This is a genomic window from Arthrobacter sp. NPDC093125 (assembly GCF_044754225.1).
In the GTDB taxonomy this organism is placed as follows: domain Bacteria; phylum Actinomycetota; class Actinomycetes; order Actinomycetales; family Micrococcaceae; genus Arthrobacter.
In genome coordinates this window covers 512,327-526,808 of record NZ_JBIVOQ010000002.1, presented here as the reverse complement: position 1 = coordinate 526,808, position 14,482 = coordinate 512,327, and the positions used below count along the sequence as shown (strand labels likewise).

Sequence of the window (14,482 nt, the reverse complement as noted above, 5' to 3'; positions counted from 1 at the left end):
CTACCGCCCCCTTCCGCGTAGGCCACCGGACGTTGCAGCCCCGAAGACAGCTGGCGAAACCTCGATACCAAGCTCAGCGAAACGGTCCGTGAACCTAGGTCGGACACCGGTGGGTACTGGCCTACCCAGGAAACGCCCGTTGGCGTCGATTCCAGCGGAATAATCGAAGACGAAAGCGTCTTGGAGTGTCACGATGTCGCCCTCCATGCCTTGGACTTCAGTCACGTGGGTGACCCTGCGGGAGCCGTCGCGGAGACGGGTGATCTGCACGATGAGGTTCACGGCAGAGGCAACCTGTTCGCGGATAGCACGGAGGGGGATGTCCATTCCTGCCATCAGCACCAGCGTTTCCAAGCGGGCGATGGCGTCCCGAGGAGAGTTCGCGTGGACCGTGGAGATGGAGCCGTCGTGGCCGGTGTTCATGGCCTGCAGCATGTCCAGGCACTCGCCGCCACGGACCTCGCCGACCACTATCCGGTCCGGCCGCATTCGCAGTGAATTCCTCACAAGGTCCCGGATGGAAACCTCGCCTTTGCCCTCAATGTTCTGGGGACGGCTTTCGAGGCGGATCACGTGGTCCTGCTGCAGCTGAAGCTCGACGGCGTCCTCGATCGTCACGATCCTGTCATCGGAAGGGATGAAGGAAGACAACACATTGAGGAGCGTCGTCTTTCCCGTTCCAGTACCACCCGAGACGATGATGTTCATTCGCGCCCGAACGCAGGCCTGTAGGAGTTCCGCCATCTCAGGCGAGAGGCTCCCCAGGGAAATAAGGTTCTGGACCGTGAGCGGATCCCGGCCGAACTTGCGGATCGTGAGAGCAGGTCCGTTCACTGCCAAGGGCGGGATGATGGCATTGACGCGTGATCCGTCAGCCAGCCGCGCATCCACCAGAGGGGAGGACTCGTCGATACGCCGCCCCACCTTCGAGACGATTCGTTCTATCACTCTTCGCAAGGAATTGTCCGACGTGAATTTGGTATCCGTCATCTGCAAGCGCCCTTGGCGTTCCACGTAGACCTGGTCGAAGCGGTTCACCATGACCTCAGTAATGGTGGGGTCATCGAGAAAGCGCTGGATTGGTCCGTGGCCAAGAACGTCATCGATTATTTCCCGAATCAGGCGCTGCCGTTCCGTGGTGGACAGTGGAACCTGTTCCTCGTCCACCACAATCTTCAGTTCGTCGCGGACAAATTGGTGCAGCGCCTCATCCTCGAGAGAAGAATCTGTGATCCGCGAACCGAGACGTTCAAACAGGCTTTGGGTGGCCCGTTCCTTCAGCGCGTTCAAGGCTTCGCTGGCCACAGATACGGGCTGCGGCTGCTCCAGGGCGGCGTTAGCGTTTGCCGCTGCTTCGGCGGTCTGCGCTTCGTGCTTTTGGCCAAGTGTTGCCGGAGCCAGTTTCGGCTGGAACACGCCCTCGAAGACTTCAGGTGTTTTGGGTTCAGCCTTGGACTCGCCGCGGAGCTGCTGAAACCGGTCTGTGAGGTTCACTGGACTACCGCCCTTCGATGGAGCTTCTTGTGTGGTCTTTCTTCCCAGTCGGGTTTAAACCGTTCCACCAGTTGGCGGAGCCCTTTCGCGGCCGGATCCCGGCTGCCTTCCTGCAGAATCGGAACACCCTTGTTCGTCGAGAAGGGCAGCGTCTTCGACCGGGGGAGCGCAACGTCCACAGGGGCGCCAATGGTGGCTTCAATGTCCTGCAGAGTGAGGCCGCCGCGCCGGTCGGTCATATTCAGCACGACATGACGCTGGTTGGGAACCAGATCGAGCTCGCTGAGGATTTGGAAACCGGTCCGAAGACCCCGGATGCTGGGGACGTCCATGCCGCAGATCCAGACAGCATCGGTAGCCTGCTCGAGCGTCGCCAGGACGTGCTCTCCGAGTCCCGGAGCGGTGTCAACTACGATGTAGTGGAACTCCTCGCGGAGCTGATTGATCAGCCTGGCGACGTGCTCACCCGAAATCCTGTCCATCTCCACCGGGTTCCGCGGAGCGCAGAGGGCATAGATGCCCGCCGGGTGGACGGTCAGGTACGTCTTAAGGACCATAGAGTCCTGGCTGGCGGCCCCCACTACGGCGTCAGTGATGGTGTGTTCAGGATCCAGCAGAAGTCCGCTGGCTACGTCGCCGAACTGAAGGTCAAGATCCACGATCACGACGCTCATGGGAGCGGATTTTCCAAGACCAACTGCCAGGTTCGTTGCCACCGTGGTCTTGCCGACACCACCCTTAGGGGACATGACCGCGATGACCCTTCCGCCGGCTCCATGGTCGGCGTGCTCTGAGGTTCCGGGAGCCAAACCCCGACGGCGGCCCGCAGCGGCGAGGCTTGCGCGCTCCAACAGGACCCGAATTGAGTCCGGGTCTGCGACGGGATCGAGGAGGTCACGGACTCCGGACCTCATCGCCTGCAGCACTACTTCGGTGGTTTCCGGGACTACGAGGATCACACTGATCTCGGGGTACTGGAGATCCATAACCGCCGCTAGCTTGAGGGACCCCTCCTCGGGAAGCCCCGGACCCAGTACGAGGACTTCGGGAGGTTCGCCCACGAGCTGGCGGAGGAATTCGTGAGGACCGTCGGGAAGATAATCGGCTTGGAACACCTGGAGGGAGCCGTGCATGCCGGCCACGGCCAGCTGCATCCTGTGTTCGAAGTCAGCGTTTGGCGAAATGAGAACGAAGCGGCTCATCGGAACAGCCTTGCGCTGGTAACGACCCCTGAACTCGCCTCGACGGCGTTTGCCGGCTCCTTCGAGAGGTAGACGCTTCCAAATTCGGTAGCGAAAATGATTCGTTCGGCATCGGCAGCGTTACGGGCCAGCGTGATCATGTAAGTGTCATCTGAGGTGTCCGACTTCTTGGCGGTGAGGGCGCCGGCCGTCTTTTCCCCATCTGCCGTGTCATCCTGTGTCTTGGCCGCGCTGCCGTTGCTGAACTGGGCAGCGGTCACCAGAACCTTGTGGAACGTCAACTGCGTCCCGCTGGCACCGCCCGTGGCGGCTTCTGCTGACAGGAAGACGCCCACGGTGTCGCCAGCTGCGATCTTTCCGCCAACGACCCGCTCAATGGGGAGCTTTAAGGTGATCTCCTGCATGCCGACGGGCACCTTGACCCGGGATGGCCCCAGGAATGCATCAGCATCTACCAGCCGGGCGGAGAGCAGCTGCTCACCGGGCACCAGGGCCACTGCGGTGACTTTTTCGACGACTTCGTTAAGGTCGGTGACGGCTCCAGCTCCGACGGCCAGCTTCGGAATTTCCTTCTTGACGACGGCGTCTGACATCTTGTCCACTCCGGTGCCTGCAGCGACTGCTTTCTCGACGACGTAGACGGTTTCCGTTTCGGTGTCGGCCAAGGCACGTTTGTCCGCGTTCTGAACATAGGTGACCAAAAAAACAGTTCCGACTATTGCCACAATTAATGCGGCGATGCCTCCCAGTAGGCGAGTTTTCACTTTATCCCCCTCGAAAAGGATTAATCGATAAGATCAATGACAACGACGTTGCCATTTGGAGTTGTTGATCCGCCTGTAAACAGGGAGGGATCGGCTGCATATCCAACAAAAGTTCCATAGAGCCCGGTTTCCCCGCCGGCGAATATCCCGGGGGAGGGGTCATAACTGTGCCCTGGAAAGTTCCAGCGTTCAATTTTGAAGCCGGCCCACTTTTGAATCATGTATTCCGTGTGGCTGCCGGTGCACTTGGCCATTCCTTCGCAGGTGTAGGCATAGACGGGGAGTGCCACCGTCCGGTCCTTCAGGGATGGTGTCGCGTCCGGATCGAAAAGGTCTTTGCACTCCGTTGGTATGGCGAGCCCTTCGCTGCCGTCGCTCCACTCACCGACGGTGGCTTTCACTTCGCACTCCACATCACGATTAGGCTTGAGCCAGGCGAAGCCACCCGGAACGATCTGTCCGGAGGGGTTCGTTGAGTTGCAGTCCGCGGGGTTCTTGGGCCCGGATCCGGAAATGTCGTCTTTCTCCTTACCCTTGCCCTTGTCGTCGCTTTCTTTGGGCGGGCTTTCTTTGGCTGGAGTTGAGCTGCCAGCAGAACCGCCGTGAGTGAGTATCTTGTGAGGCTCTCCGTCATCCACGAACTCGCATGTAGCAAACACCAGCGGCAGGATGGAGACCCCGGTCGGGGGATAGAGGAAGGTGGCCGTAGCGTGCGCGCCGACGGTCACGGCCGGTGCATCCAGGGCGCTGGCAAACATTTTTGTGAGGAAGCTGTTGCTGCCGCTTTGAGTTGTGGTCCGGACAGTCACGTGGTTGGCCACAGATAGGTCGACCTCGGCAACGTTTGACTCGCCATCGTTGGAGTTGGCGTTGGCCAAGCTTTCGGCAATGGATTCCGCGTCTTGTTGGCTGCAGGGAGTTTCGTAGCAGGTTTCGACCACGGCCAGCGCGCCGGAATCTGCCGCATTTTGCAATTGCGCACGTTCCGCATAGATCTGGCCAACATCCACTGCCAGGGCGCCTGCGCCGATGAGCACGAGCATCGTGACAGCAACGAGGACGCCGGCCGCGCCGCGCTCGCTCCCGGGCTGTTGTGGATCATCTTTCAGCCGCCGCATCGCATTGCCCCTACTCCGGTGACGGTGACGGTGCTGCCGAAGAGGCCCGTCAAGGTGGCTGCTGGATAGGTGACAGTCACGGTGATGTCGTCTTCGTCGCTGCAGGCCGCTGGCGAGAAGGCCAGCTCGAAGTCGTCGCCATTCAACCCGGGAGCTCCGGCAATCGCAGCCAGTGCGGCTTTGGTCTGGTCGTCTTTGATGGCCATGGTTCGGGCGGCTTCACGGGCGGCCTGAGTGACGGAGATTTGCAGGTTGTAGGCGTGTGAAAACTCCACGATGCCGGCAACCAGGGCGAGGAGGATTGGGGCAACGAGTGCGAATTCGACGGCGACTGCCCCGCGATCGCGCCAAGTTGTTCTTAAACTGCTGGGTTCCACTGGTTCTCCCCGAGAATAGCTACACCTGGAAGATGGTGATGCGCCGCGACTAGATGGAGGAGGCGGCGCACCACCGTATGGGACGATGAGCGCTTAGTTGGACCAAAGGGCAACGTGGTCGCCCAGCTCGTCGAACCACCCGTTCAAAGCCGTACCGAAGGCGCCGACGCCGATGACGATGGCGAATGCAATGAACGCAATAAGCAGCGAGTATTCCGTCGCTGTGGCGCCCTTTTCCGATGACACACGGTCCTTAACTCCCGAAACGAAAGCAAGAACTGAGACCATGAGAGTAGTCATTGTAATTTCCTTAAATTCGATGGAATAATTCATCGAACTCCGGCTCCCCCCATATCCGCGAAGGGCCGGCGCTTCGATAGCAAAAGAATTGCATCGAGGCGGAAAAGCAACAATGCGTAGCCATACCCGAATTTCCCAGGGGGCTAACAAGTAATCCCCTCAAGGCGGTACGCAGTTAGGAAACTCCAAGGTTGGAAAACTACTTGGATTGATAAGCGGGGCTGGCTTTTATGTCCTGTGAATTGCCGTTCGGGTCGTGTAAAGCAGGCGTCAGGCCGTGAACAAAACGACCCCGAGTGTCGCCGCAAGCATGGATGGCCCGAAGGCCACTTCCGAGGATTTCCCCGCGCGCTTTAACGAAATCAAAACGACGGAGAAAATACCGCCCAGCACGAAGCCCAGAGCGCCTCCGTAGAACAGGTGACTCCAGCCCAAGTAACCCAAGTACAGGCCCACGGGCGCGGCGAGCTTCACGTCACCCATTCCAATGCCGCTGGGAGAAATAAGGGCCAGAACCAGGTAGACAAGGAACAAAATCGCCGCTCCGATGACTGCCCGCAGCAGGGGGGACCAGCCTGCGGAGGCGGTGCTGCTCACGGTGAAGAGCGCCAGGCCGGCGATGAGCAGGGCCAGAACGAGGGGGTTGGGGAGCAGGTGGTGGGCCAGATCGATCCGCGCCAGCTGCACGGCGAGCACCGCAAGGGCCAGGAAGGCCGGCAGTGACCAGTCGCCTCCCACTCGCAGAGCCAAGGCGGCGTACAGAGCCCCGGTGAGTGCCGCCGTCGTAATTCTTGTCCGCATGGACGGCAGGCCGCCGAGACGGGGGAGTGACCGGGCGATGAGCACCTCAGTGACCGTGCAGAGAAGCACGCCGAGCAGGCCCGCCGCGACGGCGAAGAGTGGCCCTGATCCTGCGGCAATGCTTACTGTGGACACGAAATCTCCCTGGCTGGAAAGGCCCGGCGCGCGCGAGAGCCTCCCAGCCCCAGCCACCGGATACCCCATTTTGACCCTGAAGCCCCGTTCGCGCTATTCTTGGGAGTCGTTGTGCGTGTCCTTTCTCGATGATGCGTGCCCGCCCGGGGATCCAGTTGCAGGATCGCTAACTCGGCGGACATGGTCGGGACTACTGGTTACATAGAGCCCTCACCTCTGTTCCGGTCGCGCATAGATAGTAGGCGCACCCCGTGTGACGCCTAAAACAAGAACGCCAGAACAAGAACGAGGCAAACACCGTGCGTACGTACACCCCGAAGCCCGGCGATATCAACCGCCAGTGGCACGTCATTGACGCCACCGACGTTGTCCTGGGTCGTCTTGCCAGCCAGACCGCAACACTGCTGCGCGGAAAGCACAAGCCGACCTTTGCTCCCCACATGGACATGGGCGACTTCGTCATCATCATCAACGCTGAAAAGGTTGCCCTCACCGGCGCCAAGCTGGAGCAGAAGCGCGCATACCGCCACTCCGGCTACCCGGGCGGCCTGACCTCCGTCAACTACGCGGAACTGCTGGAATCCAACCCGGTCCGCGCCGTTGAGAAGGCCATCAAGGGCATGCTCCCCAAGAACTCCCTCGCTGCACAGCAGCTGGGCAAGCTGAAGGTCTACCGCGGTGCAGAGCACCCGCACGCAGCCCAGCAGCCCAAGACTTTCGAAATCACCCAGGTCGCCCAGTAGTCCTGGCCACCAACACTTTTATCTACAAGGAGAACCGTGGCTCAGAACGATGAACTGACCACCGAAGCCGTTGAGGCTGAGGAAAACCTGACCAGCTACACCTCGGAAAGCGGCGCTACCGAGGCTGCCCCGAAGAAGGAGCGCCCGGCACTGACCGTTGCCGGCGCAGCTGTTGGCCGCCGCAAGGAAGCCGTTGCACGCGTCCGCGTTGTGCCGGGCTCCGGCAAGTGGACCATCAACGGCCGCGAGCTGGACAACTACTTCCCGAACAAGCTGCACCAGCAGGACGTCAACGAGCCCTTCAAGATCCTCGATCTCGAAGGCGCCTACGACGTCATCGCCCGCATCCACGGCGGTGGCCCCTCCGGCCAGGCCGGTGCACTGCGTCTCGGCATCGCCCGTTCGCTGAACGAGATCGACGTCGAGAACAACCGCGCCACGCTGAAGAAGGCCGGCTACCTCACCCGTGACGCCCGCGTCATCGAGCGTAAGAAGGCCGGTCTCAAGAAGGCCCGCAAGGCTCAGCAGTACTCCAAGCGCTAAATCCGCTTGCCCAGAAGCCCGTCCCGCCATTCGGCGGGGCGGGCTTTTGCCGTTATGTCCTGTTCACGGATGAGCCGGGCCTGACCCGCGCTCGGGGCGGCCCCCGCGCCAGCCGCTGCTGTGTGACCCGGGCGGAGTGGCGCGTGAGCAGGGACAACGCCGAAACAAGGCTGTCCGGAGACTGTCGGCGGCGGGTTCCTGGACCCGCATCGTCTAAACTTGGACGCGATGTCTACATTATTTGGAACAGACGGTGTCCGGGGCCTGGCGAATGGGCTGCTGACCGCCGAGCTCGCAATGCAGCTGGCCCAGGCCGCCGCCGTCGTGCTCGGCCATGAACGCACCAGCGGCGGTGCACGGCCGCGCGCCGTGGTGGCGAGGGACCCGCGGGCCAGCGGCGAATTCATCGCCGCGGCCGTGGAGGCAGGGCTTTCCAGCTCGGGGATCGACGTCTATGACGCCGGCGTCCTCCCCACCCCAGCCACTGCCTACCTCGTGGCGGACCTGAACGCGGACTTCGGCGTGATGATTTCCGCCTCCCACAACCCCGCGCCGGACAACGGCATTAAGTTCTTCGCCCGCGGCGGCCAGAAGCTGCCGGACGAGGTGGAGAACGCCATCGAGGCGCAGATGGGCAAAGAGCCTGTCCGTCCGCAGGGCGGCGAAGTGGGACGCATCCAGCGTTTCTCCGACGCCGAGGACCGGTACATCGTCCACCTCCTGGGCACCCTTCCGCACAACCTCGAGGGCCTCAAAGTGGTCCTGGACTGCGCCCACGGTGCCGCCAGCGGCTGTTCCCCGCAGGTTTTCAAGGACGCCGGTGCCGACGTGGTGGTCATCGGAGCCGAGCCGGACGGCCTGAACATCAACGAAGGCGTGGGCTCCACCCACCTCGGTCCCCTGAAGGCCGCCGTGGTGGCCCACGGTGCTGACCTCGGCATTGCCCACGACGGCGACGCCGACCGCTGCCTCGCCGTGGACCACGAAGGCAACGAGGTGGACGGCGACCAGATCATGGCCATCCTCGCCATTGCCCTGAAGAAGGCCGGGAAACTCACGGACAACGTCCTGGTGGCAACAGTGATGAGCAACCTCGGCCTGAAGATCGCACTGAAGGGTGCCGGCATCGAGATCCGCGAAACAGGCGTGGGTGACCGGTACGTTCTGGAGCAAATGCGCGACGGCGGGTTCAACCTCGGCGGCGAACAGTCCGGGCACGTGATTCTCGCCGACTACGCCACGACAGGCGACGGCGTGCTGACCGGCCTGCAGCTGGCGGCGCAGGTGGCCCTCACCGGCAAGCCGCTCAAGGAGCTCGCCACGGTGATGACCAAGCTCCCGCAGGTGCTCATCAACGTCAAGGGCGTGGACCGCACCAGGGTCAGCGGCGACGCAGTGCTCGCAGCCGCCGTGAAGGCCGCTGAAGCCGAGCTCGGCGACACCGGACGCGTACTGCTCCGCCCCTCCGGCACCGAGCCCGTTGTCCGCGTCATGGTGGAGGCAGGGGACCAGGCCACGGCCCAGGTCATCGCGGAGCGCCTGGCGCAGGTCGTCCAGACAGAACTGGCCCTGACTGCTGCATAGGCCACCGAACTGGTGACATAACCGAACTGGTGACATAGTGAAAACGCGAAAAGCGGTCCGCTTCCCGTCAAGCAGGCGGACCGCTTTTTTCGGCTGCTTTGTTCTTCGGTGAAGTATTGGCGGAAGTCTATTTGGCGGGCAGGTTGCGCAGTTCGTCGCGGATTTCCTTCAGCAGCGCGATCTGCGGATCCTCGGCGGCTTCCTTCTTCGCTTCCTGGCCGATGCCCAGTTTCCGGTTCCGGTGCTCGATCAGCCGGTTCATGGGCGTGATGATGACGAAGTAGATCGCTGCGGCCACCAGCAGGAAGTTGACCACTGCCGTCAGCAGGACGCCGATCCGGACATCGCCGAAGGCCAGGAAATCGTCAAAGTTGGGCTGCCCCACGAGCAGCGAGATCAGGGGCATCATGACGCTCTTGACGAGCGCGTCCACAACGGAGCTGAAGGCCGCGCCAATGACCACCGCTACCGCCAGGTCGATGACGTTGCCTTTGAGAATGAACTTCTTGAATCCAGAGAGCATGGAAACCAAACTATCGCACCGGCGTCCCGACTAAACCGGCCTCCCGACTAAAGGGTTGCGGGCCCCGCGCCTCCGCGTTGGAATCGAGCGCCAGGCGTCAGCGATAGCCCGGTGCAGCTCCCACCCCGAAATACTCCTCCAGGGTGGCGACGCCGCGCTTCCGCATATCGGTGGCGGCCTCCACCCCGATGTACCTCAGGTGCCAGGACTCGTAGAAGTACCCCGTGATCTGGTGGAACATCCACGGGTACCGCACCACGAAGCCGAACCTGTGGGCGTTGGCTTTCGCCCATACCGCCGCCGGCTGCTCGGCAAAGCAGGGCTGGAACGCGCAGGCGCCGCCGCCGTCGCCGATGTCGAAGGCCCAGCCGGTCTGGTGCTCTGAATGCCCGGGCCGCGCGGAGGCGGTGTCCGCGGCGGCTTGTCCCCGCGCGGCGACGTGGCCGTTGTACGTGGCCGCCTGGGTGGCATAGGAGCGGTAGCCGCTGGCCAGCGTCATGGACACACCGTCGGCAGCGGCTGCGGCAAACATCTTCTCCGCCGCGGCCGCCGTGGTCCGGTTCAGCAGAGCCGCCTCGCCGGAGACGGCCAGGGAGACCCGCGGCTGCACCAGGTTCCGCGGCGTGAAATTGGCGGGCTTCAACGGCCGCCGCTTGTTGACCACCACCCACGGGCTGGCAGGATGAGTCAGCGAAAACTGCTTGGACAGGCGGGACGCGGCCGACGGCGGTGCTGCCGCGCCGGTCGCCGGGGCCGTGGCCGACGGCGGAGCTGACGTTTTCGGAGCGCCCGACGGCGGCGCTGACGCTGAGCGAGTGGCGGGCGGCGCCGATGAGGCGCCGGGGCTTGTGAGCGGTGAGGATGCGGCTGAGGTCGGCGTGGCTGTCCCACGCGGGCCGCCAGGTGAGCCGGCCGCCGCCGGAGGTACCGCCGTCGTACTTTCCGTTGCGGACGGTAAGGTGCCGGAACCGGACGGCGTACAGGCCGCCAGCGCCGTCAAACCCGCGCCCGCGAGGAGCAGCCGGGTGACGGTGCGCCGGCCCGGGGCGGGGGAGCAGTCGCCGCACACGGGTGCTAGACCTTCCTCAGCAACATGCGGCGGACGGAGTGGTCAGCTTCCTTGGTCAGAACAAGCTGCGCGCGCCCCCTGGTGGGCAGCACGTTCTCCTCAAGGTTGGGCTCGTTGATCCGCTTCCAGATCTCGCGGGCGGTGAGCTCGGCTTCCTCGTCCGAGAGGGTGGCGTAGCGGTGGAAGTAGGATTCCGGCTGCGCGAACGCCGTAGAGCGGAGCTTCCGGAAGCGGTCCACGTACCACTCCTCTATATGGGACGTCTTGGCGTCCACGTAGATGGAGAAGTCGAAGAAGTCGCTGAGCGCCAAGCCCTGGCGGCCGTCATGCCGGGGACGCGCGGGGGCCAGGACATTCAGCCCCTCCACAATCAGGACGTCCGGGCGGCGCACCACCACTTCCTTGCCGGGGACGATGTCGTAGGTGACATGGGAGTACCAGGGTGCGCGCACCTCCTCTGCTCCGCCCTTGATCTCGCTCACGAACCGCAGGAGCGCGCGCCGGTCATAGGATTCCGGGAAGCCCTTGCGTTCGAGGAGCTGGCGGCGCTTGAGCTCGGCCAGGGGATAGAGGAAGCCGTCCGTGGTGATCAGCTCAACGTTCGGGGTCCCCGGCCAGCGGCGGAGCATTTCCCGCAGCACACGGGCGATGGTGGACTTGCCTACCGCAACGGATCCTGCCACCGCGATGACGAAGGGCGTCCGCTGGGTCTGTTCACCCAGGAACGTGGTGGTGGCGGCATGCAGCTGCCCGGCAGCCTCTACATACAGGTGCAGCAGGCGGGACAACGGCAGGTAAACCTCACGGACCTCATTGATGTCCAAGGGGTCACCGAGCCCGCGAAGGCGCAGCACGTCCTCTTCGTTAAGGGGCTGTTCCATCTGGGCTGCGAGCCGGGACCAGGTCTGCCGGTCCAGCTCCACGAACGGCGATACACCCTCCCCGTTCGCTTCGTTGCGTTGCGAAGTCACCCTAGAGATTCTGCCCCTCGCAACGCCCAGAGCGAAATGGGGCTGACCAGCAGGGACGTCACAGCGCGCCGTTCCTGGGGTCCTGACCGCTCCGCGAGATAGGACGGGCCACTGGTTCAGACCGGAGCGGGGCGCCCCTTCTTGAGCGAATCTTGAGCCTTTCCGTCATCCAGTCCTGAGCAGGGCCGGGAAGGGTGACAGCAGGAAGCGGATCTGCCGCCGAGCCGGAAAGCGTAACTATGGGGGGATAAGTCTTTATGACCAAGGGACGTGGGGCTGGAGGCGCGGAGGCGACGAGGCGGATAGCCCGGGACTTCGGCGGAAGGCGCGGCAGCATCCGCTCCACGGCGGTGGTCGAAAATCGGCACCCGGGGCGGTTCACCGGCCGTGTCACAGGCCCTTTGGTGCTGCTGCTCCTGATCCTCACCGCGATCGTTCTCGTTGCCATGCCTCAAGCCCTCGGCTGGCAGACCTACACGCTGCCGGCCAGCGCCATGACGTCGACCCATCCCGCCGGCAGCTTCCTCGTGGTGCAGCCCGCGGCGTTCAGCCAGCTCAGGAACGGCGATACTGTGACCTTCCAGCTCACGCCCGGCCGCCCCGAGGTAGGGGTTCGCCTGATCACCGGGGTCGGCGCCCGCCAGGACGGTGAGCAGGTACTGATCACCCGAGGCGCGAATAACGACGTCGTGCCTGTCCACGCCCGTCAGATCAGGGGAAAGCTGCTGTACGCGGTACCGGTCGTCGGACACCTCACGGACGCTGTGTCCACCGCTGACCGGAACCTCTGGTTCCAGATCGCCGCGACCGGGCTTGCAGCTCAGGCTGTGCTCGCTGTCATCCTTGCCCGCCGCCGCCGACGGGCCGCTCGCTGAAGCCCCGGGGGGGATAAAGGGCGGCCGGAGGACCCTGTAACAGTGGCCGTCCGACGTCGGTTCTCCTCAAAGCCAGTTAGGCTTATACCCATGTGTGGAATCGTGGGTTATGTAGGCCGTTCGTCGGGCCGGGCTGATGCCGGGCATGGTGCGTTGGATGTTGTTCTTGAAGGGCTGCGCCGTCTGGAGTACCGGGGGTATGACTCGGCGGGTGTAGCTGTGGTGGCTGACGGGGAGATTTCTTCCCGGAAGAAGTCCGGGAAGCTGAGCAACCTGATTGCTGAGCTGGAGGCGCGGCCGCTGCCGGAGTCGGTGACCGGGATCGGCCACACGCGCTGGGCCACGCACGGCGGTCCGACGGATCAGAACGCGCACCCGCATCTGTCTGATGGCGGGAAGCTCGCGGTGATCCACAACGGCATCATTGAAAACTTTGCGGAGCTGAAGCAGGAGCTTTTGTCCAAGGGTGTTGTCTTCGAGTCGGAGACGGACACCGAGGTCGCCGCGGCCCTGCTGGGCGACATTTTCCGGAACAAGCTTGGCGGGGACGTCTCTGACGGCGGCCTGACGCGGGCGATGGAGCTGGCTTGCCAGCGCCTGGAGGGCGCGTTCACGCTGCTCGCGGTGCACGCGGACCAGCCCGACGTAGTGGTCGCTGCGCGCCGGAACTCTCCGCTGGTGGTGGGCCTGGGCGAGGGCGAGAACTTCCTGGGCTCGGATGTGTCCGGGTTCATCGACTACACCCGCCGCGCGGTGGAGCTGGGCCAGGACCAGATTGTGACGATCACCGCTGACACGGTGGAGATCACCGATTTCTTCGGTGCCCCGGCCTCCGGCAAGGAATACCACGTGGACTGGGATCCCGCTTCCGCGGAAAAGGGTGGCTTCAACTCCTTCATGGAGAAGGAAATCCACGACCAGCCTGACGCCGTGGCACAGACCCTCCTGGGCCGTTCGGACCTGAACGGCAAGCTCACGCTGGACGAGCTGCGCATCGACCCGCAGCTGCTCAAGCAGGTGGACAAGATCATCGTCCTCGCATGCGGCACCGCAGCCTACGCGGGCCTGGTGGCCAAGTACGCGATCGAGAACTGGTGCCGGATCCCCACCGAGGTGGAGCTCGCGCACGAGTTCCGCTACCGGGACCCGATCGTGGATGCGAACACCCTCGTGGTCTCGATCAGCCAGTCCGGCGAAACGATGGACACCCTCATGGCCGTGCGCTACGCCCGCGAGCAGGGCGCCAAGACCATCTCCATCTGCAACACCAACGGCTCCACCATTCCGCGTGAATCCGACGCCGTGCTCTACACGCACGCCGGTCCGGAGATCGCCGTGGCGTCCACCAAGGCGTTCCTGGCCCAGATCACCGCCGCCTACCTCCTCGGCCTGTACCTCGCTCAGCTGCGTGGGAACATCTTCTCCGGCCAGATCAAGGACGTCCTCGCGGACCTGGGCAAGATCCCGGCCAAGATCCAGAAGATCCTGGACAACGCAGGCCCCCTGCGTGAGCTCGCGCGCAGCATGAAGGATGAGAAATCGGTGCTGTTCCTGGGCCGCCACGTGGGCTTCCCGGTTGCCCTTGAGGGTGCTTTGAAGCTGAAGGAGATCGCCTACATCCACGCTGAGGGCTTCGCTGCCGGCGAGCTCAAGCACGGCCCGATCGCCCTGATCGACGATGGCCAGCCGGTCTTCGTTGTGGTGCCGTCCCCGCGCGGGCGGGACTCCCTGCACTCCAAGGTGGTGTCCAACATCCAGGAAGTCCGCGCACGCGGTGCACGCACCCTGGTGATCGCCGAGGAAGGCGACGAGTCGGTCAAGGATTACGCGGAGCACGTGTTCTATGTGCCGGAGACGCCCACACTGCTGATGCCGCTGCTCACCACGGTTCCGCTGCAGATTTTCGCTGCTGAACTGGCCGGCGCCAAGGGCTACGACGTGGACCAGCCGCGCAACCTGGCCAAGAGCGTCACCGTAGAGTAA

Annotated in this window: 15 protein-coding genes; 5 read left to right on the top strand and 10 right to left on the bottom strand. The window is 63.5% G+C overall.

The genetic code is table 11. The features are described 5' to 3' along the window. The 7 genes from ACIP9X_RS06890 to ACIP9X_RS06860 all read right to left on the bottom strand — a co-directional run bounded on the left by ACIP9X_RS06890 (position 1) and on the right by ACIP9X_RS06860 (position 6,191). Positions 1–1,494, bottom strand: a complete 1,494-nt coding sequence (locus ACIP9X_RS06890) for a CpaF family protein (RefSeq protein WP_400478979.1) — start codon at positions 1,492–1,494, stop codon at positions 1–3. Further along, entirely contained in the window at positions 1,491–2,696 is a 1,206-nt protein-coding gene (locus tag ACIP9X_RS06885; protein WP_400478978.1) for a CpaE family protein, read from the bottom strand. The genes ACIP9X_RS06890 and ACIP9X_RS06885 overlap by 4 nt, the downstream gene beginning before the upstream one ends. Then, a complete protein-coding gene (locus ACIP9X_RS06880) occupies positions 2,693–3,460 on the bottom strand; it encodes a Flp pilus assembly protein CpaB (protein WP_400478977.1) in 768 nt (255 codons plus the stop codon). The genes ACIP9X_RS06885 and ACIP9X_RS06880 overlap by 4 nt, the downstream gene beginning before the upstream one ends. Before the next feature lie 20 nt (positions 3,461–3,480). Next, entirely contained in the window at positions 3,481–4,578 is a 1,098-nt protein-coding gene (locus ACIP9X_RS06875) for a pilus assembly protein TadG-related protein (RefSeq protein ID WP_400478976.1), read from the bottom strand. Continuing rightward, positions 4,566–4,955: a TadE family protein gene (locus ACIP9X_RS06870; RefSeq protein WP_400478975.1), complete on the bottom strand. Its 390-nt coding sequence runs from the start codon at positions 4,953–4,955 to the stop codon at positions 4,566–4,568. The genes ACIP9X_RS06875 and ACIP9X_RS06870 overlap by 13 nt, the downstream gene beginning before the upstream one ends. A gap of 93 nt (positions 4,956–5,048) precedes the next feature. After that, on the bottom strand, positions 5,049–5,255 hold the full coding sequence (locus ACIP9X_RS06865) for a Flp family type IVb pilin (RefSeq protein ID WP_400478974.1): 207 nt from the start codon (positions 5,253–5,255) through the stop codon (positions 5,049–5,051). Positions 5,256–5,525: 270 nt separating this feature from the next. After that, on the bottom strand, positions 5,526–6,191 hold the full coding sequence (locus tag ACIP9X_RS06860) for a prepilin peptidase (protein WP_400478973.1): 666 nt from the start codon (positions 6,189–6,191) through the stop codon (positions 5,526–5,528). A 299-nt stretch (positions 6,192–6,490) separates the two neighbouring features. Between ACIP9X_RS06860 and rplM the strand changes: the two genes are divergently transcribed. From rplM to glmM, 3 genes are all read left to right on the top strand, one after another. After that, positions 6,491–6,934 carry a 50S ribosomal protein L13 gene (gene rplM / locus ACIP9X_RS06855; RefSeq protein WP_400478972.1) on the top strand — a complete coding sequence of 148 codons (444 nt, stop codon included), beginning with the start codon at positions 6,491–6,493 and terminating at the stop codon, positions 6,932–6,934. A gap of 36 nt (positions 6,935–6,970) precedes the next feature. Beyond that, on the top strand, positions 6,971–7,477 hold the full coding sequence (gene rpsI / locus ACIP9X_RS06850) for a 30S ribosomal protein S9 (protein ID WP_102973654.1): 507 nt from the start codon (positions 6,971–6,973) through the stop codon (positions 7,475–7,477). 228 nt (positions 7,478–7,705) lie between these two features. Then, a complete protein-coding gene (gene glmM / locus ACIP9X_RS06845; protein WP_400478971.1) occupies positions 7,706–9,061 on the top strand; it encodes a phosphoglucosamine mutase in 1,356 nt (451 codons plus the stop codon). Between the two features lie 127 nt (positions 9,062–9,188). Here glmM and mscL read toward each other — a convergent pair whose 3' ends face one another. The 3 genes from mscL to coaA form a co-directional block, all read right to left on the bottom strand. Beyond that, the gene (gene mscL / locus ACIP9X_RS06840; protein ID WP_400478970.1) at positions 9,189–9,584 is read right to left on the bottom strand and encodes a large conductance mechanosensitive channel protein MscL; all 396 of its coding nucleotides are present in this window, start codon (positions 9,582–9,584) and stop codon (positions 9,189–9,191) included. Positions 9,585–9,681: 97 nt separating this feature from the next. Continuing rightward, positions 9,682–10,653 carry a D-alanyl-D-alanine carboxypeptidase family protein gene (locus tag ACIP9X_RS06835; RefSeq protein ID WP_400478969.1) on the bottom strand — a complete coding sequence of 324 codons (972 nt, stop codon included), beginning with the start codon at positions 10,651–10,653 and terminating at the stop codon, positions 9,682–9,684. 5 nt (positions 10,654–10,658) lie between these two features. Next, the gene (gene coaA, locus ACIP9X_RS06830; protein ID WP_400478968.1) at positions 10,659–11,624 is read right to left on the bottom strand and encodes a type I pantothenate kinase; all 966 of its coding nucleotides are present in this window, start codon (positions 11,622–11,624) and stop codon (positions 10,659–10,661) included. Positions 11,625–11,881: 257 nt separating this feature from the next. On the opposite strand from coaA, the gene ACIP9X_RS06825 reads away from it, so the two are divergent. Then, positions 11,882–12,499, top strand: a complete 618-nt coding sequence (locus tag ACIP9X_RS06825; RefSeq protein WP_400478967.1) for a signal peptidase I — start codon at positions 11,882–11,884, stop codon at positions 12,497–12,499. 90 nt (positions 12,500–12,589) lie between these two features. Beyond that, a complete protein-coding gene (glmS, locus tag ACIP9X_RS06820; protein ID WP_400478966.1) occupies positions 12,590–14,482 on the top strand; it encodes a glutamine--fructose-6-phosphate transaminase (isomerizing) in 1,893 nt (630 codons plus the stop codon).

Bases quoted from the DNA above. Each gene is read 5' to 3' on its own strand.
- ACIP9X_RS06885 (WP_400478978.1), bottom strand. From the start codon at position 2,696: ATGAGCCGCTTCGTTCTCATTTCGCCAAACGCTGACTTCGAACACAGG.
- ACIP9X_RS06875 (WP_400478976.1), bottom strand. From the start codon at position 4,578: ATGCGGCGGCTGAAAGATGATCCACAACAGCCCGGGAGCGAGCGCGGC.
- ACIP9X_RS06865 (WP_400478974.1), bottom strand. From the start codon at position 5,255: ATGACTACTCTCATGGTCTCAGTTCTTGCTTTCGTTTCGGGAGTTAAG.
- glmM (WP_400478971.1), top strand. From the start codon at position 7,706: ATGTCTACATTATTTGGAACAGACGGTGTCCGGGGCCTGGCGAATGGG.
- mscL (WP_400478970.1), bottom strand. From the start codon at position 9,584: ATGCTCTCTGGATTCAAGAAGTTCATTCTCAAAGGCAACGTCATCGAC.
- ACIP9X_RS06825 (WP_400478967.1), top strand. From the start codon at position 11,882: ATGACCAAGGGACGTGGGGCTGGAGGCGCGGAGGCGACGAGGCGGATA.
- glmS (WP_400478966.1), top strand. From the start codon at position 12,590: ATGTGTGGAATCGTGGGTTATGTAGGCCGTTCGTCGGGCCGGGCTGAT.